Here is a 22,000-nt window from a genome sequence, read left to right as displayed (position 1 = left end):
AAGGGTATGTCCCATATCAATTACAATCATCTTTATTATTTCTGGCACGTTTGCAAAGAAGGGTCGGTTGTCGGTGCGGCTGAGGCATTGTTCCTGACCCCACAAACGATCACCGGGCAAATCAAAGCGCTTGAAGAGCGCCTGCAGGGCAAACTATTCCGCCGTCAGGGCAGGGGACTTGTCCCTTCGGAGCTGGGGCAACTGGTGTTCCGCTACGCCGACAGAATGTTTACCCTGAGCCAGGAAATGCTGGATATCGTTAACTACCGTAAAGAAGCTAACATTTTGTTTGATGTTGGCGTGGCGGATGCGTTATCCAAGCGTCTGGTTAGCGGCGTGTTGGATGCGGCCGTGGTCGAGGATGAGCAGATCCACCTGCGCTGTTTTGAATCAACCCATGAAATGCTGCTGGAGCAGCTTAGCCAGCATAAGCTGGATATGATCATCTCGGACTGCCCGATTGATTCTACTCAGCAGGAAGGGCTGTTCTCGGTGAAGCTCGGTGAATGCGGTATCAGTTTCTGGTGCCAGGGACCGAAGCCTGAACTGCCTTTCCCCGCCTGTCTGGAAACCAGACGTCTGCTTATTCCCGGGCGTCGCTCAATGCTGGGCCGCAAACTGCTTAACTGGATTAACATCCAGGGACTGAAGATTGAGATTCTGGGCGAGTTTGATGATGCCGCGCTGATGAAGGCGTTTGGCGCCGCACATAACGCTATCTTTGTGGCACCGACGCTGTATGCGCAGGATATCTATAGCGATGACGATATCGTCGAGATAGGCAGAATGGATAACGTGCTGGAGGAGTACCATGCCATTTTTGCCGAACGCATGATTCAGCATCCTGCGGTGCAGCGCATCTGCAGCAAGGATTACTCCGCGCTGTTTAAAGTTGACTGAATGACAGGCATAAAAAAACCGGCGTTAGCCGGTTTTTTTATCAAAGCTCACAGCAAAAAAGCGATTAAGCCAGTTTGTTGATTTGCGCAGTCAGGTTTGCTTTATGACGCGCAGCTTTGTTTTTGTGGATCAGACCTTTAGCAGCCTGACGGTCCACGATTGGTTGCATTTCGTTAAATGCTTTCTGTGCAGCAGCTTTATCGCCAGTTTCAATCGCTGCGTATACTTTCTTGATGAAAGTACGCATCATAGAGCGACGGCTTGCGTTGTGCTTACGAGCCTTTTCAGACTGTACGGCACGTTTCTTAGCTGATTTGATATTAGCCAAGGTCCAACTCCCAAATATGATCTATGTGGACAATTCAAAGGCCGAGGAATATGCCCCGTTAGCCTTCTTTTGTCAATGGATTTGTGCAAATAAGCGTCGTTAAATTTCCGACACCTCTTACGTGTGATGGCGCGGATTCTACCAGCATCAGGCTTCGGAATACAGTCTTTCGCATCAAAATTCGTCAAGACAAATGCGAAGTCTGCTCAAAGCCCTTCCCAGTACAATGAATTCATTCAAGCTTTACGTTAAAGGCGCTAATCGCCGGTTAACCTTAATCGCGGTAGTTGGTATAATCCGCCAATTTCCACTGTTTTGAGCCAGCCATGAAGCTGATACGCGGTATACATAATCTGCGCCGGGAGCACCACGGGTGTGTACTCACCATTGGTAATTTCGACGGCGTGCATCGTGGCCACCAGGCGCTATTAAAGGGTCTGTGCGAAGAGGGGCGTGCGCGCAACCTTCCGGTAATGGTCATGATTTTTGAGCCTCAACCGCTCGAATTGTTTGCACCGGAAAAAGCCCCTGCCCGGTTGACTCGCCTGCGAGAAAAGCTGCGCTACCTGGCCGAGTGTGGCGTGGACTACGTGCTGTGCGTGCGCTTTGATCGCCGCTTCGCCGCGCTGAGCGCACAAAACTTTGTGAGCGACCTTTTGGTTGATCGACTCGGGGTAAAATTCCTCGCGGTGGGGGATGATTTCCGCTTTGGCGCTGGTCGCCAGGGGGATTTCTTGTTATTACAGAAGGCTGGCCGCGAATACGGGTTTGATATCACCAGCACCCAAACGTTTTGTGACGATGGGGTGCGTATCAGCAGTACCGCGGTGCGCCTGGCGCTGGCCGATGATGACCTGCAGCAGGCAGAAAACCTGTTAGGGCATCCGTTTATGATCTCCGGCCGCGTTGTGCATGGGGATGAACTGGGTCGTACTATTGGCTTCCCGACGGCAAACCTGCCGCTGCGTCGCCACGTTTCCCCGGTAAAAGGGGTTTATGCGGTGGAAGTCTCAGGCCTTGGTAAAAAGCCGATTGCCGGCGTGGCAAACATCGGTACTCGCCCTACGGTGGCGGGAATACGCCAGCAGCTTGAAGTCCATTTACTGGACGTTGTAATGGACCTTTATGGTCGCCATATAGAAGTAGTGCTGCGTAAAAAGATACGTAATGAGCAGCGATTTGCTTCACTCGATGAGCTGAAGGCGCAAATCGCCAGAGATGTGGTGTCAGCCCGAGAATTTTTTGAGTCAAATGCCTGAAAGGCTAACCGAAATACGGAACCGAGAATCTAATGAGTGACTTTAAATCTACCCTAAATTTGCCTGAAACAGGGTTCCCGATGCGCGGCGACTTAGCCAAGCGCGAACCGGGTATGCTGGCGCGTTGGAATGATGACGATCTGTACGGCATCATCCGTAATGCGAAAAAAGGCAAAAAAACCTTTATTTTGCATGATGGCCCTCCTTATGCGAACGGTAGCATTCACATTGGTCACTCAGTTAACAAGATTCTGAAAGATATTATTATCAAATCTAAAGGGCTTTCCGGCTTCGACTCGCCGTACGTGCCGGGCTGGGACTGTCACGGTCTGCCAATCGAGCTTAAGGTTGAGCAGGAATTTGGCAAGCCGGGCGAGAAATTCACCGCAGCAGAATTCCGTGCAAAATGCCGCGAATACGCCGCTAATCAGGTTAACGGTCAGCGCGAAGACTTCATCCGTCTGGGCGTGCTGGGCGACTGGTCGCGTCCTTATCTGACCATGGACTTCAATACTGAAGCCAACATCATTCGTGCGCTGAGCAAAATCATCGGCAATGGCCACCTGCACAAAGGTGCTAAGCCGGTTCACTGGTGCGTGGACTGCCGTTCTGCGCTGGCGGAGGCCGAAGTTGAGTATTACGACAAAACATCCCCGTCCATTGACGTAACGTTCAATGCCGTTGATGCCGATGCGGTGAAAGCTAAGTTTGGTGCTTCTGCCGTTAATGGCCCGGTCTCTCTGCTTATCTGGACCACAACGCCGTGGACGCTGCCAGCTAACCGCGCTATCTCTCTGGGCGCCGAGTTCGATTACGTACTGGTGCAGATTGAAGGCCAGGCGCTGATCGTGGCGAAAGACCTGCTGGAAAGCGTGCTGAAGCGTGCTGGCGTAACTGATTACCAGGTTCTCGGTACCGTGAAAGGCGCTGAGCTTGAGCTGCTGCGCTTTAAGCACCCGTTCATGGGCTTTGACGTCCCGGCTATTCTGGGCGATCACGTTACCCTGGACGCGGGTACAGGTGCGGTTCACACCGCCGGTGGTCACGGCCCGGACGACTACACCATCAGCCAGAAATACGGCCTGGAAATCGCGAACCCGGTTGGCCCGGACGGGAGCTATCTGCCAGGGACCTATGAAGGTCTGGATGGTGTTCAGGTGTTCAAAGCGAACGACCTGATCGTTAACATCCTGCGTGACAAAGGCGCTCTGCTGCACGTTGAAAAACTGCTGCACAGCTACCCACACTGCTGGCGCCACAAAACGCCGATCATCTTCCGTGCAACGCCACAGTGGTTTATCAGCATGGATCAGAAAGGCCTGCGCGCGCAGTCCCTGAAAGAGATCAAAGGCGTGCAGTGGATCCCTGACTGGGGCCAGGCGCGTATCGAATCCATGGTGGCAAATCGCCCTGACTGGTGTATCTCGCGTCAGCGTACCTGGGGCGTGCCGATGTCACTGTTCGTGCACAAAGATACCGAAGAACTGCACCCACGTTCGCTCGAGCTGATGGAAGAAGTCGCTAAGCGCGTTGAGCAAGATGGCATCCAGGCGTGGTGGGATCTCGATCCGCGCGACATCATGGGTGATGACGCAGACAACTACGTTAAAGTGCCGGATACCCTGGACGTTTGGTTCGATTCAGGATCTACTCACTCTTCCGTTGTTGACGTGCGTCCAGAATTCCACGGCCACGCGGCGGATATGTACCTGGAAGGCTCGGATCAGCATCGCGGCTGGTTCATGTCCTCCCTGATGATTTCCACGGCGATGAAAGGCAAAGCGCCTTACCGTCAGGTACTGACCCACGGCTTTACCGTGGATGGTCAGGGCCGCAAGATGTCCAAATCTATCGGCAACACCGTTAGCCCACAGGACGTGATGAACAAACTCGGCGCGGACATTCTGCGTCTGTGGGTGGCATCTACCGATTACACTGGCGAAATGGCCGTTTCCGACGAGATCCTGAAACGCTCCGCTGACGCTTACCGCCGTATCCGTAACACCGCCCGCTTCCTGCTGGCCAACCTGAACGGCTTCAATCCTGAAACCGATATGGTGAAACCGGAAGAAATGGTGGTGCTGGATCGCTGGGCCGTTGGCTGTGCGCAAGAAGCTCAGGCGGATATCATCGCCTCTTACGAAAACTACGATTTCCACGAAGTTGTGCAGCGCCTGATGCGCTTCTGCTCCGTGGAGATGGGCTCGTTCTACCTCGACATCATCAAAGACCGCCAGTACACCGCGAAAGCGGACAGCGTGGCGCGTCGCAGCTGCCAGACCGCGCTGTACCACATTGCTGAAGCGCTGGTCCGCTGGATGGCGCCGATCATGTCCTTCACCGCCGATGAAATCTGGGGCTACCTGCCAGGTTCTCGTGAGAAGTATGTGTTCACCGGTGAATGGTACGAAGGTCTGTTTGGCCTGGCGGAAAGCGAAGCGATGAACGGTGAGTTCTGGGACACGCTGCTGACCGTTCGTGGTGAAGTGAACAAGGTTATCGAGCAGGCTCGTGCTGATAAGCGCATCGGTGGTTCTCTGGAAGCAGCAGTGACGCTGTACGCTGACGCAGAGCTGGCGGCCAGGCTGAACAGCCTGAGCGACGAATTACGATTTGTCCTGTTGACCTCCGGGGCTGCGGTTGCCGATTATGCGCAGGCGAGTGAAGACGCTCAGCAGAGCGAAATCCTCAAAGGGCTGAAAGTGGCTCTGCGTAAAGCCGACGGTGAGAAGTGCCCGCGTTGCTGGCATTACACCACCGATATCGGTCAGGTAGCGGAACACGCAGAAATCTGCGGCCGCTGTGTCAGCAACGTAGCCGGTGACGGCGAACAACGTAAGTTTGCTTGATGAAACCCATTTTCTCTACCGGATTGCGCTGGCTGTGGCTGGTGGTGGTAGTGCTGATTGTGGACCTGGGCAGTAAATATCTGATCCTCCAGCATTTCATGCTGGGGGATACGGTATCCCTGTTCCCGTCCCTGAATTTGCACTATGCGCGTAACTATGGCGCAGCGTTTAGCTTCCTGGCCGACAAAGGCGGCTGGCAGCGCTGGTTCTTCGCGGGTATCGCTATCGGTATCTGTGTAGCGTTGGTGTGGATGATGTATCGCGCTAAAGCCAGCCAGAAACTGAATAACATCGCCTATGCGTTAATCATTGGCGGTGCGCTCGGGAATCTGTTCGATCGCCTGTGGCACGGTTTTGTCGTCGACATGATCGATTTCTACGTTGGCGACTGGCATTTTGCCACCTTCAATCTGGCCGATACCGCAATTTGTATCGGTGCGGCGCTGATTGTGCTGGAGGGATTCTTTGTTTCCTCCGACAAGCCCGCGAAGCAAAAAGGGTAATCCATGGCTGAGTCCGTACAAACCAACAGCGCGGTGCTGGTGCACTTTACGCTTAAGCTTGAGGATGGCTCCACCGCGGAGTCAACTCGCGCTAACGGCAAGCCTGCGCTATTTCGCCTTGGGGATGAAACATTGTCGCCGGGCCTGGAAGACCAACTGGTTGGCCTGAAAGCTGGCGACAAAAAAGCGTTCTCGCTGGCGCCAGAAGCAGCTTTTGGCATTCCAAGCCCGGATATGATCCAGTACTTCTCGCGCCGTGAGTTTGTCGAAGCGGGCGAACCGGAGCCGGGCGCTATCATGCTCTTTACCGCAATGGATGGCAGCGAAATGCCGGGCGTGGTGCGTGAAGTTAACGGTGATTCTATCACCGTAGACTTTAACCATCCGCTGGCCGGGCAGACTATCCATTTTGATATTGAAGTGCTGGAAGTTGATCCGGTCCTGGAGGCGTTGAATGCAGATCCTGTTGGCTAATCCCAGAGGCTTTTGCGCTGGGGTCGACCGCGCTATCAGCATTGTGGAAAACGCGCTGCAGATTTACGGCGCGCCTATCTACGTTCGTCATGAAGTGGTGCATAACCGCTATGTGGTGGACAGCCTGCGCGAGCGCGGAGCGATTTTTATCGAGCAAATTAGCGAAGTGCCGGACGGCGCTATCCTGATTTTCTCCGCGCACGGTGTTTCTCAGGCGGTGCGTAACGAAGCGAAGAGCCGTGAGCTGACAGTTTTCGATGCCACCTGTCCGTTAGTGACTAAAGTGCATATGGAAGTGGCTCGTGCCAGCCGCCGTGGTGAAGAGTCTATTCTGATTGGCCATGCTGGCCACCCGGAAGTGGAAGGCACCATGGGCCAGTACAGCAACCCGAAAGGCGGCATGTACCTGGTGGAGTCACCGGACGATGTCTGGACGCTTGAAGTCAAAGACGAAAGCAATCTGTCGTTTATGACCCAAACTACGCTTTCCGTCGACGATACCTCGGATGTGATTGACGCCCTGCGTCAGCGCTTCCCGAAAATTATCGGCCCGCGTAAAGACGACATTTGTTATGCCACAACCAACCGTCAGGAAGCGGTTCGGGCGCTGGCCACGGAAGCTGATGTTGTGCTGGTGGTAGGCTCCAAAAACTCCTCAAACTCCAACCGTCTTGCCGAACTGGCGCAGCGGATGGGGAAAGCCGCCTGGCTTATTGATGATGCTTCTGATATTCAGGAGTCCTGGCTAAAAGACGTGAATTGCGTCGGTGTTACCGCCGGGGCCTCTGCGCCTGATGTATTGGTGCAAAACGTCATTGCTCGCCTGCGCGAACTTGGCGGGAGCGAAGCTAAGGAGCTGACAGGGCGCGAAGAGAATATCGTCTTTGAAGTGCCGCGTGAACTGCGCGTGGACATCCGTGAAGTGGATTAGCGTCGCGGGTTTCCGTTTATGAGAAGATGCCAGCTGGTGTACGCCCGCTGGCATTTTTTATGGAGAACAGCATGACCAGAACCCCGATTATTCTTGATACTGACCCCGGTATCGACGATGCGGTTGCCCTTGCCGCGGCTTTATTTGCACCCCAGCTAGATTTGAAACTCATCACCACCGTGGCTGGAAATGTCTCGGTGGACAAAACCACGCGTAATGCCCTTCAACTGCTGGAGTTTTGGCAGAAAGAGACGCCCGTGGCGAAAGGGGCTTCTGTCCCGCTGCTGCGCCCGCTGCGGGATGCTGCTTACGTGCACGGCGAGTCGGGAATGGAAGGGTATGTCTTCACCGAAACATCTCGTCGTGAACTGCCAATTCCCGCATTCCAGGCCATGTACGATTGTCTGAAAAGCAGCGATGAGCCGGTGACTCTGGTTACCATTGGTCCACTGACTAACGTTGCCATGCTGCTGACGCAGTACCCTGAATGTAAGACGCGTATTAAACGCGTGGTCATGATGGGCGGCTCTGCGGGGCGGGGCAACTTTACGCCGACGGCTGAATTTAATATGGCCATTGATCCCGAGGCGGCAGCACGCGTCTTTGACAGCGGGCTGGATATCGTCATGTGTGGGCTGGATGTGACAAATCGTGCAATGCTTGCGCCTGAATTTCTGGCTCAGCTGCCAGCCTTAAATCGCACCGGGAAGATGCTGCATGCGCTATTCAGTCATTACCGCAGCGGCAGCATGGATACCGGGCTGCGAATGCATGATTTGACCGCCATTGCGTGGCTGGTGAAGCCTGAGCTGTTCCAGACATTCCCCTGCTTTGTCGCGGTAGAAACGCACGGTACTTATACCAGCGGAACGACAGTGGTGGATCTCGAACATCGTCTCGAACGTCCGGCCAATGCACAGGTTGCGCTGGATATTGATATCCCAGGTTTTCAGGCGTGGGTTGCTGAAGTTCTGGCGTTGGCACCGTGAATAATTATCCCATTAAAAGCAGGGGAATTATCTGCGTTGTTGATAACTGCCGGGCCATGACAGTAAATTCTAATTATGGGTGTTTTCGGCTGGCGGCCTGCTAGAGGGCTGGTTAACCTGATAACGTTTTTACGAATTATTTAACCAAAGAGTAATGATATGCATGATGCACAGATTCGCGTAGCCATCGCGGGCGCGGGCGGCCGTATGGGGCGCCAGTTAATTCAGGCGGCTTTACAGCTGGATGGCGTTCAGCTTGGGGCGGCGCTTGAGCGTCCGGGTTCTTCCCTGGTCGGTAGCGATGCGGGTGAGCTGGCCGGCGTGGCAAAAACAGGGGTGCTGGTAAGCGATAACCTGGATGCGGTCGCTAACGATTTCGACGTTTTTATTGATTTTACTCGCCCTGAGGGAACGCTGGCTCACCTGGCATTTTGCCTCAAGCATGGCAAAGGCATGGTCATCGGCACGACGGGTTTTGATGAGGCCGGCAAGCAGGCCATTAACGATGCGGCGCGTGAGATCCCGATTGTTTTCGCGGCAAACTTTAGCGTGGGCGTGAATGTCATGCTGAAGCTGCTGGAGAAAGCGGCAAAAGTCATGGGCGATTACACCGATATCGAAATCATCGAAGCGCACCACCGCTACAAGGTGGATGCCCCGTCAGGCACCGCGTTGGCGATGGGTGAAGCGATTGCTCAGGCGATGGACAAAGATCTTAAAGATTGTGCAGTTTATTCCCGCGAAGGCCATACCGGTGAACGTGTGCCTGGCACTATCGGTTTTGCCACCGTGCGTGCGGGCGATATCGTCGGGGAGCATACCGCGATGTTTGCAGATATTGGCGAGCGGGTAGAGATTACCCACAAGGCGTCCAGCCGTATGACGTTTGCTAATGGGGCAGTTCGTTCAGCTTCATGGCTTAAAGGTAAAAAGAACGGTATTTTTGATATGCGAGATGTGCTAGATCTCAATAATTTGTAGTTAAACGTATCCTTATAAATGTGGTTTGTTGTTTTCAATTGATTGATTTTAGGGTGATTAATTTCACCCTTTTGTTTTTTTAAATGTTTGATATTAATTTATCTATGTAATTCATTAAATTGGTTGCTATCCTCTGTTTTTGTGTTGTTGTAATGTTAATTTTGACCACTTGGTCCACTTTTTCACTGTTCTCTCTCCACTTTCCCAGTATTCATGGTCAGCAACCGATTACTTTCCCCAGGTTAGTTGGCTATTTTGACCTTCAAATCAGATATTTTTACTCTGAGCGGCAAAAGAGACATAAAAACTTCGTCTTGAGGTAGACTTTTACCCGGCTTGTCTCTAGAATGCCGCCGTTTGCCAAAAATCCGTAGGGCAGACGCTTTTTGCATTTGATTCAGGCGTTAGTTTTGAATTAATATGCGAATAAATTGAATGTTTATTCCCTGGAGGACGTTTTGATTAAGTCAGCGCTGTTGGTTCTGGAAGACGGAACCCAATTCCACGGTCGGGCCATTGGGGCATCGGGTACGGCAGTGGGTGAAGTCGTTTTCAATACCTCATTGACCGGTTATCAAGAAATCCTCACTGATCCTTCCTACTCCCGCCAGATCGTCACTCTTACTTATCCTCATATCGGTAATGTCGGCACCAATGAAGCCGACGAAGAATCCTCCCAGGTTCATGCGCAAGGCCTCGTCATTCGTGACCTGCCGCTGATTGCCAGCAACTTCAGAAGTCAGGAAGACCTTTCTTCTTACCTTAAGCGCCATAACATCGTGGCGATTGCCGATATTGATACCCGTAAGCTGACCCGCCTGCTGCGTGAAAAAGGTGCCCAGAACGGCTGCATCATCGCGGGCGATAACGTAGACGCGGCCCTGGCGCTGGAAAAAGCGAAAGCATTCCCTGGCCTGAACGGCATGGATCTCGCTAAAGAAGTCACCACGAAAGAAGCTTACACCTGGCAGCAGGGGAGCTGGACGCTGGAAGGCGACCTGCCAGAAGCGGCAAAAACCGAAGAGTTACCTTTCCACGTAGTGGCTTATGACTACGGCGCGAAACGCAACATTCTGCGTATGTTGGTGGACAGAGGCTGCCGCCTGACGGTGGTGCCTGCTCAAACGCCAGCGGAAGAGGTGCTGAAGATGAACCCGGATGGCATCTTCCTTTCTAACGGCCCTGGCGACCCGGCACCTTGCGACTACGCCATCAGCGCAATCAAATCCTTCCTGGAGACAGACATTCCTGTCTTTGGCATCTGCCTTGGCCACCAGCTGTTGGCGCTGGCCAGCGGTGCCAACACCGTAAAAATGAAGTTTGGTCACCACGGCGGCAACCACCCGGTAAAAGACCTGGATAAAGACTGCGTGATGATCACCGCGCAGAACCACGGTTTCGCGGTTGATGAGGCCACGCTGCCTGCTAACCTGCGCCTAACCCACAAATCACTGTTCGATGGCACCCTGCAGGGGATTCATCGTACCGATAAAGCCGCGTTCAGCTTCCAGGGGCACCCTGAGGCGAGCCCGGGGCCGCACGACGCTGCACCGCTGTTTGACCACTTTATCGATTTGATTAAGCAATACCGTTCTACCGCTAAATAATCAGGAGCCGAGAAGACCATGCCAAAACGTACAGATATAAAAAGCATCCTGATCCTCGGTGCGGGCCCGATTGTTATCGGCCAGGCCTGTGAGTTTGACTACTCTGGCGCGCAGGCTTGTAAAGCGCTGCGTGAAGAGGGTTACCGCGTTATTCTGGTGAACTCCAACCCGGCCACCATCATGACCGACCCGGAAATGGCGGATGCAACCTACATCGAGCCAATTCACTGGGAAGTGGTACGCAAAATCATCGAAAAAGAGCGTCCGAATGCGGTGCTGCCAACCATGGGCGGCCAGACCGCGCTGAACTGCGCGCTGGAGCTTGAGCGTCAGGGCGTACTGGAAGAGTTCGGCGTCACCATGATCGGCGCTACCGCCGATGCTATCGACAAGGCTGAAGACCGTCGTCGCTTCGACATTGCGATGAAAAAAATCGGTCTCGACACCGCTCGTTCCGGTATCGCGCACAATATGGAAGAAGCGCTGGCGGTTGCGGCAGACGTGGGTTATCCGTGCATCATTCGTCCATCCTTTACCATGGGCGGCACCGGCGGCGGCATCGCCTATAACCGCGAAGAGTTTGAAGAGATTTGCGAGCGCGGCCTGGATCTCTCCCCAACCAAAGAGCTGCTGATTGATGAGTCGCTGATTGGCTGGAAAGAGTACGAGATGGAAGTGGTGCGTGATAAGAACGACAACTGCATCATCGTCTGCTCTATCGAAAACTTCGACCCGATGGGGATTCATACCGGGGACTCCATCACCGTGGCACCAGCGCAAACGCTGACCGATAAAGAATACCAAATCATGCGTAACGCCTCGATGGCGGTACTGCGTGAAATCGGCGTGGAAACCGGCGGCTCAAACGTTCAGTTCTCCGTGAACCCAAAAACGGGCCGCCTGATTATTATCGAGATGAACCCGCGCGTGTCCCGTTCCTCAGCGCTGGCGTCTAAAGCTACGGGCTTCCCGATTGCTAAAGTTGCCGCGAAGCTGGCAGTCGGTTACACCCTTGATGAGCTGATGAACGACATCACCGGTGGCCGTACTCCGGCATCCTTCGAACCGTCCATCGACTATATTGTGACGAAAATTCCTCGCTTTAACTTCGAGAAATTTGCTGGCGCAAATGACCGTCTGACCACCCAGATGAAATCCGTGGGTGAAGTCATGGCTATCGGTCGTACTCAGCAGGAATCACTGCAGAAAGCGCTGCGTGGCCTGGAAGTGGGCGCTACCGGCTTTGACCCGAAAGTCAGCCTGGATGACCCGGAAGCGCTGACCAAAATCCGCCGCGAGCTGAAAGACGCTGGCGCAGAGCGTATCTGGTATGTGGCTGACGCATTCCGCGCGGGCCTGTCCGTAGATGGCGTGTTCAATCTGACCAACATCGACCGCTGGTTCCTGGTGCAGATTGAAGAGCTGGTGCGTCTGGAAGAGCAGGTGGCTGAAGTGGGCATCACCGGCCTGAACCACGACTTCCTGCGTATGCTGAAGCGCAAAGGTTTTGCGGATGCACGCCTGGCTAAACTGGCTGGCGTGCGTGAAGCTGAAATTCGCAAACTGCGCGAGCAATATAACCTGCACCCTGTCTACAAACGCGTAGACACCTGTGCGGCAGAATTCGCTACCGACACCGCTTATATGTACTCCACGTATGAAGAAGAGTGTGAAGCGAACCCGAACCATGACCGTGACAAAATCATGGTGCTGGGCGGCGGACCAAACCGTATCGGCCAGGGCATCGAGTTCGACTATTGCTGCGTACACGCCTCGCTGGCGCTGCGTGAAGATGGTTACGAAACCATTATGGTTAACTGTAACCCGGAAACCGTGTCTACCGACTACGACACCTCCGACCGCCTCTACTTTGAGCCTGTCACCTTTGAAGACGTGCTGGAAATCGTCCGCGTTGAGAAACCAAAAGGTGTCATCGTACAGTACGGCGGTCAGACTCCGCTGAAACTGGCTCGTGCGCTGGAAGCGGCGGGTGTGCCGGTTATCGGTACCAGCCCGGATGCTATCGACCGTGCAGAAGACCGTGAGCGTTTCCAGCACGCCGTTGAGCGCCTGAAGCTGAAACAGCCTGCTAACGCCACCGTAACGGCTATCGAGCAGGCGGTAGAGAAAGCCGTCCAGATTGGTTATCCGCTGGTGGTTCGCCCTTCCTATGTGCTGGGCGGCCGCGCGATGGAAATCGTCTACGACGAAGCAGACCTTCGCCGTTACTTCCAGACCGCGGTTAGCGTTTCCAACGACGCGCCGGTGCTGCTTGACCGCTTCCTTGACGATGCGGTCGAAGTGGACGTGGATGCCATTTGCGACGGTGAAACCGTGCTGATTGGCGGCATCATGGAACACATCGAGCAGGCGGGCGTTCACTCCGGTGACTCGGCATGTTCTCTGCCGGCTTACACTTTGAGCCAGGAAATTCAGGATGTGATGCGCCAGCAGGTGCAGAAACTGGCCTTTGAGCTCCAGGTGCGTGGCCTGATGAACGTGCAGTTTGCGGTGAAGGACAACGAAGTTTACCTGATTGAAGTGAACCCACGTGCCGCGCGTACCGTGCCGTTCGTTTCTAAAGCGACGGGCGTGCCGCTGGCAAAAGTTGCCGCTCGCGTTATGGCAGGCAAAACGCTGGTTGAGCAGGGCGTCACCAAAGAAATCATCCCGCCTTATTACTCGGTGAAAGAAGTGGTGCTGCCGTTCAACAAATTCCCGGGCGTTGACCCGCTGTTAGGGCCAGAAATGCGCTCTACCGGGGAAGTGATGGGCGTGGGGCGTACTTTCGCAGAAGCTTTCTCTAAAGCGATGCTGGGCAGCCAGTCCACCATGCGTAAGCCAGGCCGCGCGCTTCTCTCCGTGCGTGAAGGTGACAAAGAGCGCGTAGTTGACCTGGCCGCGAAGCTGCTGAAACAGGGCTTCGAGCTGGATGCGACCCACGGTACAGCGATTGTGCTGGGCGAAGCGGGTATTAACCCACGCCTGGTGAACAAGGTGCATGAAGGGCGTCCGCACATTCAGGACCGTATCAAGAATGGCGAATACACCTACATCATCAACACCACCGCGGGCCGCCAGGCGATTGAAGACTCCAAGCTGATTCGCCGCAGCGCACTGCAGTACAAAGTGCATTATGACACCACGCTGAACGGGGGTTTCGCCACGGCGATGGCGCTGAATGCCGATGCTACCGAGAAGGTGATTTCGGTGCAGGAAATGCATGCCCAAATTAAGGGTTAAGCTTTCTTGTCCTGAAAGAATGTTCCGAAAATAACGCCAACGGCCTCTGAAAAGAGGCCGTTTTATTTTATACCCAGCGAGATAGTCTACAGTTAACCAGCACACAACTGAAAATGACTAAACACGCTGGGAGAACACCATGCAGAAACGAACTTTACTTGCTTCCCTCTTCACTGCCGCAGCGCTGCTGACCGTGGCGGGCTGCTCGTCCAATCAGGCAGTTAAAACCAGTGATGGCAAAACGATCGTGACCGACGGCAAACCGCAGGTCGACAAAGACACGGGCCTGGTGTCATACAAAAATGCCGAAACGGGTAAAACCGAGCAGATCAACCGCGATCAGGTGAAAGAGATGAGCGAGCTGGATAACTAGTTAAGAAATATCCAACAACACGCTCAGCAATATTGACTATTAGCCTGTCGATTAACTGACTAAACTCACTGTCATTACAGGCAGTAGTGAAGACAGGCTTAACAATGATTCTTATAATCTATGCGCATCCCTATCCCCAGCATTCCCATGCCAACCGGCAAATGCTCGATCGAGCCAAAGCGCTTCCGGGGGTAGAGGTTCGCTCCCTCTATGAACTTTATCCCGACTTTAATATCGACATTGCCGCTGAGCAGCAGGCGTTAAGCCGCGCTGATTTGGTTATCTGGCAGCATCCCATGCAGTGGTACAGCGTGCCGCCGCTGATGAAATTGTGGATAGACAAAGTGCTTTCGCACGGCTGGGCATACGGCAAAGGTGGGAATGCCCTGCACGGTAAAGAGGTGATGTGGGCCGTGACAACCGGCGGCAGCGAAAAACACTTTGAACTGGGCGATCACCCTGGATTTGACGTTCTCGCCCAGCCTCTGCAGGCCACGGCGCTCTACTGCGGAATGCAGTGGCTTCCGGCCTTCGCGATTCATTTCACCTTTGTTTGCGATGAATTGACGCTTGCCCGCCAGGCGGATGACTACAAGCAGCGCTTAATTGACTGGCAGGAGGCTCACCGTGGATAGCCATAGCTTAATTCAGGCATTAATTTACCTCGGTTCTGCCGCGCTGATCGTGCCTATCGCCGTGCGGCTCGGATTAGGTTCCGTGCTGGGCTACCTGATTGCCGGCTGTATTATTGGGCCATGGGGGCTGGGGCTGGTTACCGACGCCGAAACTATTCTGCACTTTGCTGAAATTGGCGTGGTGCTGATGCTCTTTGTTATCGGGCTTGAGCTTGATCCTCAGCGGCTATGGACGCTTCGCGCCTCGGTGTTTGGCGGCGGTTTTCTGCAAATGGCGGCCTGCGGGCTGGCGCTCGGCGCATTTTGTATCGTGATGGGGCTCAACTGGAAGATCGCCTTGCTTATTGGCCTGACGCTGGCGCTCTCATCCACCGCGATTGCTATGCAGGCGATGAACGAACGCAACCTGACCGTCACGCCGATGGGGCGAGGCGCGTTTGCCGTGCTGCTGTTCCAGGATATCGCGGCGATCCCTCTGGTGGCAATGATCCCGCTGCTGGCGAGCAGCGGCGGGACGATGACCTTTGCGACGTTTTTAATTTCCGCGCTTAAGGTAGCGGCGGCGCTGGCTCTGGTTGTACTGCTTGGGCGCTATGTCACCCGGCCAGTGCTTCGATTTGTGGCGCGCTCGGGGTTACGTGAAGTGTTCAGCGCCGTGGCGCTATTTCTGGTGTTTGGCTTTGGTCTGCTGCTTGAAGAGGCCGGGCTTTCGATGGCGATGGGGGCGTTTCTTGCCGGGGTGCTGTTAGCCAGCTCCGAATATCGTCACGCGCTGGAAAGCGATATTGAGCCGTTCAAGGGCCTGCTGCTGGGGCTGTTCTTTATCGGGGTTGGGATGTCTATCGACTTCGGGACTTTGCTCGACAACCCGCTGCGTATTCTCGTCCTGCTGGTCGGTTTCCTGGTCATCAAAACGCTGGTGCTCTGGCTGGTCGCTAAGCCTTTAAAAGTGCCGCGTAAGCAGCGACGCTGGTTTGCCGTTTTGCTGGGGCAGGGAAGTGAATTTGCTTTTGTTATCTTCGGCGCGGCTCATATGGCTCAGGTGCTGGACGACGACTGGTCGAAGTCGCTGACGCTTGCCGTGGCGCTATCCATGGCGGCCACGCCTCTGTTGCTGGTGCTGCTGAACAGGCTCGAGAAAACGGGCAGCGAGCAGGCCGGAGAGGCCGACGAAATTGATGAAGAGCAGCCCCGGGTTATCATCGCGGGCTTCGGACGCTTTGGGCAGATTGCCGGTCGTCTGTTACTGAGCAGCGGAGTGAACGTGGTTATTCTGGATCACGATCCTGACCATATAGAGACGCTGCGAAAATTTGGCACCAAGGTCTTTTATGGGGACGCCACCCGCGTTGACCTGCTTGAGTCAGCCGGGGCCGCAGGCGCTGAAGTGCTGATTAACGCCATCGACGATCCTGAAGCCAGCATGCAGCTCACTGAACTGGCGAAGGAGCACTTCCCGCATCTGCAGATCCTTGCCCGCGCGCGCGATATTAATCACTACATCCGCCTGCGCCAGGCGGGAGTCGAGATGCCGGAACGTGAAACGTTCGAAAGCTCGCTGAAGATTGGCCGTCGTGCGCTGGAGGGATTGGGCGTCGGCAAATACGAAGCGCGCGAGCGGGCCGACCACTTCCGCCGTTTTAACCTGCAAATGCTTGAAGAAATGGTGCCGACTGATGATAAGACCGCCGAGCGCGCGGATGTCTTTAAGCGCAACAGCGCGATGCTGACAGAGGTTATTAACGAGGATCGTGCGCACCTGCACGTTATCCAACGTGATGGCTGGCAGGGAACAAAAGAGGGTCTTCACAGCGGTAAACTTTCCGATGAACCCCCGGTCAGGCCAGCAGAGTGAACTTGCTGAAAAATATTTACTTTTCCTTATAGTGAGCGGGGGTTAACGCTAACCCCTTGTTCCATATCCCGCAGTTGAAAATCAGGGCGCGATGGCCGCAGCAGAATAAAAAAAATTCTCGTTACGCCCATCGCCTGCTGTCGACGAAAGATTGCGCTTTCCGTATAGTGGCGGCAATTTTTTTCATCATCCTTAGGTTATATAAATGATCAGTCTGATTGCTGCTTTGGCGGTGGATCGCGTTATCGGCATGGAAAACGCCATGCCATGGGATTTGCCTGCCGACCTGGCCTGGTTCAAGCGCAATACGCTCAATAAACCTGTTGTTATGGGGCGCCTGACCTGGGAGTCTATTGGCCGCCCGCTGCCGGGACGTAAAAACATCGTTATTAGCAGCCAGGCCGGAAATGACGATCGCGTTGAGTGGGTGAAATCGGTGGAAGAGGCTATTAAAGCCTGCGGTGATGCCGAAGAAATCATGGTGATTGGCGGGGGGCGCGTATACGAGCAGTTCCTGCCCAAGGCGCAGCGTCTTTACCTGACCCATATTGATGCGGAAGTGGAAGGGGACACGCATTTCCCGGATTACGATCCGGATGAGTGGCAGTCAACCTTCAGTGAATTCCACGATGCCGACGAGAATAACTCCCACGGTTATTGCTTCGAAATTCTGGAGCGTCGTTAAGTTTTACCTCTCTCTCGACAGAGAGAGGGGTAACTTCTAAGAGGCGGCAGCGGTTTGATCTTCGCCGCTATCCTGCTGACGATTTGAAGGCTGTACGAACCAGGCTTTATCTTCCCAGCGCAGGCAGGTTAGTTCTCCCCCCCAGCAGCAACCCGTATCCAGCGCATAGATCCCTTCCGGCGTGCCTTTCCCTTCCAGCGATGCCCAGTGACCAAAAGCCACAGAATATTCGGCGGTAACGGGGCCAGGAATCGCAAACCAGGGCTTCAGCGGCGAAGGCGCTTTTTCCGGCGTGTCTTTGCAGTACATATCCAGCTGGCCGTTAGGGAAGCAATAGCGCATGCGGGTGAGCGAGTTAGTGATGAAACGCAGGCGTGCCAGCCCGGAGAGATCGCTGGACCAGTTGTTGGGCATATCGCCATACATTGCATCCAGAAAAAGCGGGTAGCTGTCGCTGGAGAGAACGGCTTCGACATCACGCGCGCAGGCCAGCGCGGTATTGATATCCCACTGAGGCGTGATCCCCGCATGAGACATAACAAGCTTTTTCTCTTCATCCACCTGAATGAGCGGCTGACGACGAAGCCAATTGAGAAGCTCGTCGGCATCAGGCGCTTCCAGCAGTGGCGTAACGCGGTCTTTAGGTTTGTTGCGGCTGATGCCCGCAAAGACGGCTAAAAGATGCAGGTCATGGTTACCGAGTACCACTCGTACGCTGTCACCGAGACTGCGAACATAGCGCAGCACTTCCAGAGAATCTGGCCCACGAGCCACCAGATCGCCCGTCAGCCACAGCGTATCTTCTTCAGGGTTGAAATTAACCTGCTGCAGCAACGCGATCAGTTCATCGTAGCAGCCGTGAACATCGCCAATCAGATATGTAGACATGGTATCAGTGAATAAAAGTTGGAATGGCCAGACGGAAAACGGGGATCTCGACCCTGAAGGCCTCTCCCTGCGCATCGACCATTTCATAATGGCCCTGCATGGTGCCGAGCGGCGTTTCGATAACCGCTCCGCTGGTGTACTGGTAGTCGTTGCCCGGTTCAATATGCGGCTGTTCGCCGACGACACCTTCGCCCTGAACCTCGGTTTCGCGGCCGTTACCGTTGGTAATTAGCCAGTAACGGCCAAGTAGCTGAACTGCTGTTCGCCCCAGATTGCGAATAGTGACTGTGTACGCAAATACGAAACGCTCATCCTCAGGCGAGGACTGCGATTCAATATAAAAGCTTTGTACCTGCACGCATACGCGGGGCGAATCAAGCATAGTTTAGCTCTCCGACGGCTGTTGTGGGTTGTCAGCCAGATAGTTTGCAAGCTTACAGTACTGCTCAACGGAAATGTTTTCCGCACGCAGCGTCGCATCGACGCCCAGCTCCGCCAGCACGTCGGCACTGAACAGATGACCAAGGCTGTTACGGATAGTTTTACGACGCTTGTTAAAGGCTTCCGTGGTGATACGGCTCAGCACGCGCAGATCTTTCACCGGGTGCGGTAAAGTCGCGTGTGGTACCAGACGCACAACGGCAGAGTCCACTTTTGGCGCAGGCGTAAACGCCGTTGGCGGGACTTCAAGCACAGGAATAACGTTACAGTAGTACTGCGCCATCACCGACAGGCGGCCATAGGCTTTACTGTTTGGCCCGGCGACTAAGCGGTTAACCACCTCTTTTTGCAGCATGAAGTGCATGTCTGCAATGGCATCAGTATAGCTAAAGAGATGGAACATCAGCGGCGTAGAGATGTTATACGGCAGGTTACCGAAGACGCGCAACGGCTGGCCGATTTTCTGCGAAAGATCGCCGAAATCCATGGTCATGGCATCCTGCTGATAAATTGTCAGCTTGGGGGCCAGGAACGGGTGCGTTTGCAAACGTGCGGCAAGATCGCGGTCCAGTTCGATAACGGTCATTTTATCCATGCGTTCACCCACAGGCTCGGTCAGTGCACCAAGGCCTGGACCAATTTCGACCATTGCCTGGCCTGGCTGTGGGTTAATTGCGGAGACAATACTGTCGATAACGAACTGGTCATTAAGGAAGTTTTGTCCAAAACGTTTGCGGGCAAGGTGGCCCTGGTGGACTCGAGTATTCATTGACTATTTACAATCATTTTAATGGCGAGATTAAGCGCCGTAATAAAACTGCCGACGTCGGCTTTCCCCTGGCCTGCCAGCTCAAGAGCCGTGCCGTGGTCAACCGAGGTACGGATAAAAGGTAACCCCAACGTGATATTTACCGCGCGGCCGAAGCCCTGATATTTCAACACGGGCAGACCCTGATCGTGATACATCGCCAGTACGGCGTCAGCACTATCGAGGTATTTAGGCTGGAATAGCGTATCTGCCGGTAACGGGCCAGAAAGGTGCATCCCCAGAGCGCGCATCTCATTTAACACCGGGATAATAGTGTCTATCTCTTCGGTGCCCATATGGCCACCTTCCCCGGCGTGTGGATTGAGACCGCAAACCAGTACATGCGGCTGCGGGATACCAAATTTGGTTTGCAGGTCATGATACAGGATGGTGACAATCTGGCGTAGTAAATCCGGCGTAATGGCGTCAGAAATTGCTTTCAGCGGCAGATGCGTTGTGGCCAGCGCAACGCGCAGCTCTTCCGTGGCCAGCATCATCACCACTTTTTCGCTGTGTGAGCGCTCTTCGAAGAACTCGGTGTGACCAATAAACGGAATCCCGGCATCGTTGATAATGCCTTTGTGTACCGGCCCGGTAATCAGCGCGGCGAATTCTCCGTTCAGGCAGCCATCGCATGCCCGAGCGAGCGTCTCGACGACGTAAGCACTGTTACGCACATCCAGTTGCCCTGGAATGACCGGCGCACGTAGCTCAACGGGCAGCACGGTTAACGTACCTGCAGCCTGTGGTTTTGCCGGTTGATTTGCCTCGAAAGGCTGGAGCGTCAGGGGGAGACCGAGCAGAGAGGCTCTGGCAAGTAGCAATTCTGGAGAAGCGCAGACGACCAGTTCAACGGGCCAGTCGCGTTGCGCTAACGCGACGACCAGGTCGGGACCAATCCCGGCGGGTTCGCCGGGAGTGATGGTCACACGAAAGATGTTAGCCATTGCTGCCTATGATTTTCACGTAAGCGCTGGCGCGCTGTTCCTGCATCCAGGTTTGCGCTTCTTCGGAGAACTTGCGGTTGAACAGCATGCGGTAGGCACGGTCTTTTTGCGCCGCATCGGTTCTGTCGACTTTACGCGTGTCCAGCAGTTCGATCAGGTGCCAGCCGAAGGAAGAGTGCACCGGGGCGCTCATCTGGCCTTTGTTCAGCTTCTGCAGTGCATCGCGGAAAGCAGGATCATAAATATCCGTTGCCGCCCAGCCCAGATCGCCACCCTGGTTCGCTGAACCTGGATCGTCCGAGAAGGATTTCGCTGCTGCGGCAAAGGTGGTTTTCCCGCTCTTAATGTCAGCGGCAATTTGCTCCAGCTTCTGGCGCGCCTGAGTATCGTTCATGATAGGCGACGTTTTCAGCAGAATGTGGCGGGCGTGAACTTCGGTCACAGAAATATTCTGGTTCTGACCGCGCATATCGTTAACTTTCAGGATGTGGAAACCAACGCCTGAACGAATAGGCCCGATAATGTCGCCCTTCTTCGCCGTGCTCAATGCCTGGGCAAAAATAGAAGGCAGTTCCTGGATGCGACCCCAACCCATTTGGCCGCCTTTCAGCGCCTGCTGGTCGGCAGAATAGCTGATCGCGAGCTTGCCGAAGTCTGCCCCGTTGCGTGCCTGATCGACAACGTTACGTGCCTGTTTTTCTGCGTCATCAACCTGAGCAGAGCTTGGGTTTTCTGGCAGCGCAATCAGGATGTGGCTCAGGTTCAGTTCGGTACTGCTGTCGTTCTGATTGCCTACCTGTTGTGCAAGGGCATCAACTTCCTGCGGCAGGATTGAGACGCGACGACGAACTTCATTGTTACGCACTTCCGAAATCGTCATCTCTTTACGGATCTGACTGCGGTAGGTGTTGTAGTTCACGCCATCATAGGCCAGACGGCTGCGCATCTGATCCATGGTCATGTTGTTCTGTTTTGCAATGTTGGCGATGGCCTGATCGAGTTCATCGTCGGTGATCTTCACGCCCATCTTCTGGCCCATCTGCAGGACGATTTGATCCATGATCAGACGTTCAATGATTTGATGGCGAAGCGTCGCGTCGTCAGGAAGCTGTTGCCCCGCGTCGCGTGAGTTCATTTTGACGGACTGCATTAAGCCGTCAACATCGCTTTCAAGGACTACGCCGTTATTGACTACGGCAGCTACTTTGTCGACAACCTGCGGGGCTGCAAAAGTTGTGTTCGCTACAAGTGCGACACCAAGAAGCAGCGTTCTCCAGTTCTTCATACTTTTTCCATTTTACTTA

General features: G+C 54.4%; 20 protein-coding genes. 14 read left to right on the top strand and 6 right to left on the bottom strand.

Translation table 11 applies throughout. The features are described from left to right. Positions 1-6 precede the first annotated feature (6 nt). Entirely contained in the window at positions 7-900 is an 894-nt protein-coding gene (gene nhaR, locus ACREYP_RS18915) for a transcriptional activator NhaR (protein ID WP_008461693.1), read from the top strand. Positions 901-964: 64 nt separating this feature from the next. Here the strand turns inward: nhaR and rpsT are convergent, their stop codons facing one another. Further along, the gene (rpsT, locus tag ACREYP_RS18910; protein WP_008461694.1) at positions 965-1,228 is read right to left on the bottom strand and encodes a 30S ribosomal protein S20; all 264 of its coding nucleotides are present in this window, start codon (positions 1,226-1,228) and stop codon (positions 965-967) included. Between the two features lie 326 nt (positions 1,229-1,554). On the opposite strand from rpsT, the gene ribF reads away from it, so the two are divergent. From ribF to folA, 13 genes are all read left to right on the top strand, one after another. Next, positions 1,555-2,487: a bifunctional riboflavin kinase/FAD synthetase gene (gene ribF / locus ACREYP_RS18905; RefSeq protein WP_336818399.1), complete on the top strand. Its 933-nt coding sequence runs from the start codon at positions 1,555-1,557 to the stop codon at positions 2,485-2,487. A gap of 32 nt (positions 2,488-2,519) precedes the next feature. After that, complete coding sequence (ileS, locus tag ACREYP_RS18900; protein ID WP_336818400.1) at positions 2,520-5,336, top strand: isoleucine--tRNA ligase; 2,817 nt, start codon at positions 2,520-2,522, stop codon at positions 5,334-5,336. Beyond that, the gene (gene lspA / locus ACREYP_RS18895) at positions 5,333-5,839 is read left to right on the top strand and encodes a signal peptidase II (protein WP_039290186.1); all 507 of its coding nucleotides are present in this window, start codon (positions 5,333-5,335) and stop codon (positions 5,837-5,839) included. Before ileS ends, lspA begins: the two co-directional genes overlap by 4 nt. A gap of 3 nt (positions 5,840-5,842) precedes the next feature. After that, a complete protein-coding gene (fkpB, locus tag ACREYP_RS18890) occupies positions 5,843-6,313 on the top strand; it encodes an FKBP-type peptidyl-prolyl cis-trans isomerase (protein ID WP_039300323.1) in 471 nt (156 codons plus the stop codon). Further along, positions 6,294-7,244 (top strand): 4-hydroxy-3-methylbut-2-enyl diphosphate reductase, encoded by a 951-nt coding sequence (ispH, locus tag ACREYP_RS18885; RefSeq protein ID WP_008461701.1) that lies wholly within the window; start codon positions 6,294-6,296, stop codon positions 7,242-7,244. Before fkpB ends, ispH begins: the two co-directional genes overlap by 20 nt. 71 nt (positions 7,245-7,315) lie before the next feature. Further along, positions 7,316-8,233 (top strand): ribonucleoside hydrolase RihC, encoded by a 918-nt coding sequence (gene rihC / locus ACREYP_RS18880; RefSeq protein ID WP_336818401.1) that lies wholly within the window; start codon positions 7,316-7,318, stop codon positions 8,231-8,233. A 159-nt stretch (positions 8,234-8,392) separates the two neighbouring features. Continuing rightward, positions 8,393-9,214, top strand: a complete 822-nt coding sequence (gene dapB, locus ACREYP_RS18875; RefSeq protein WP_008461703.1) for a 4-hydroxy-tetrahydrodipicolinate reductase — start codon at positions 8,393-8,395, stop codon at positions 9,212-9,214. Between the two features lie 458 nt (positions 9,215-9,672). Then, positions 9,673-10,821 (top strand): carbamoyl-phosphate synthase small subunit, encoded by a 1,149-nt coding sequence (gene carA / locus ACREYP_RS18870; RefSeq protein ID WP_498881025.1) that lies wholly within the window; start codon positions 9,673-9,675, stop codon positions 10,819-10,821. An 18-nt stretch (positions 10,822-10,839) separates the two neighbouring features. Further along, positions 10,840-14,064, top strand: coding sequence for a carbamoyl phosphate synthase large subunit (gene carB / locus ACREYP_RS18865; RefSeq protein ID WP_498881024.1), 3,225 nt, complete (start codon positions 10,840-10,842; stop codon positions 14,062-14,064). A gap of 139 nt (positions 14,065-14,203) precedes the next feature. Then, complete coding sequence (locus ACREYP_RS18860) at positions 14,204-14,437, top strand: YgdI/YgdR family lipoprotein (RefSeq protein ID WP_336818403.1); 234 nt, start codon at positions 14,204-14,206, stop codon at positions 14,435-14,437. A 104-nt stretch (positions 14,438-14,541) separates the two neighbouring features. After that, entirely contained in the window at positions 14,542-15,072 is a 531-nt protein-coding gene (gene kefF / locus ACREYP_RS18855) for a glutathione-regulated potassium-efflux system oxidoreductase KefF (RefSeq protein WP_336818404.1), read from the top strand. Beyond that, entirely contained in the window at positions 15,065-16,927 is a 1,863-nt protein-coding gene (kefC, locus tag ACREYP_RS18850) for a glutathione-regulated potassium-efflux system protein KefC (protein WP_008461711.1), read from the top strand. Before kefF ends, kefC begins: the two co-directional genes overlap by 8 nt. A gap of 205 nt (positions 16,928-17,132) precedes the next feature. Continuing rightward, a complete protein-coding gene (gene folA / locus ACREYP_RS18845; RefSeq protein ID WP_008461713.1) occupies positions 17,133-17,612 on the top strand; it encodes a type 3 dihydrofolate reductase in 480 nt (159 codons plus the stop codon). 36 nt (positions 17,613-17,648) lie between these two features. Here folA and apaH read toward each other — a convergent pair whose 3' ends face one another. From apaH to surA, 5 genes are read right to left on the bottom strand one after another with little or no spacing between them, the layout of a single operon-like run. Beyond that, positions 17,649-18,500 (bottom strand): bis(5'-nucleosyl)-tetraphosphatase (symmetrical) ApaH, encoded by an 852-nt coding sequence (gene apaH, locus ACREYP_RS18840; RefSeq protein WP_008461716.1) that lies wholly within the window; start codon positions 18,498-18,500, stop codon positions 17,649-17,651. Positions 18,501-18,504: 4 nt separating this feature from the next. Further along, positions 18,505-18,882, bottom strand: coding sequence for a Co2+/Mg2+ efflux facilitator ApaG/CorD (gene apaG / locus ACREYP_RS18835; RefSeq protein ID WP_008461718.1), 378 nt, complete (start codon positions 18,880-18,882; stop codon positions 18,505-18,507). 3 nt (positions 18,883-18,885) lie between these two features. Continuing rightward, complete coding sequence (gene rsmA, locus ACREYP_RS18830; RefSeq protein ID WP_039300352.1) at positions 18,886-19,710, bottom strand: 16S rRNA (adenine(1518)-N(6)/adenine(1519)-N(6))-dimethyltransferase RsmA; 825 nt, start codon at positions 19,708-19,710, stop codon at positions 18,886-18,888. Continuing rightward, positions 19,707-20,696 carry a 4-hydroxythreonine-4-phosphate dehydrogenase PdxA gene (pdxA, locus tag ACREYP_RS18825; RefSeq protein WP_008461723.1) on the bottom strand — a complete coding sequence of 330 codons (990 nt, stop codon included), beginning with the start codon at positions 20,694-20,696 and terminating at the stop codon, positions 19,707-19,709. The genes rsmA and pdxA overlap by 4 nt, the downstream gene beginning before the upstream one ends. Further along, on the bottom strand, positions 20,689-21,981 hold the full coding sequence (gene surA / locus ACREYP_RS18820) for a peptidylprolyl isomerase SurA (protein ID WP_336818405.1): 1,293 nt from the start codon (positions 21,979-21,981) through the stop codon (positions 20,689-20,691). The genes pdxA and surA overlap by 8 nt, the downstream gene beginning before the upstream one ends. Positions 21,982-22,000: the final 19 nt, after the last annotated feature.

The sequence above is a fragment of the Enterobacter sp. TMH.L2 genome, from assembly GCF_050847315.1.
Lineage (GTDB): Bacteria > Pseudomonadota > Gammaproteobacteria > Enterobacterales > Enterobacteriaceae > Cedecea.
Note: the sequence above shows the minus strand (reverse complement) of the source record. Positions and strands in the feature narration are given on the sequence as shown.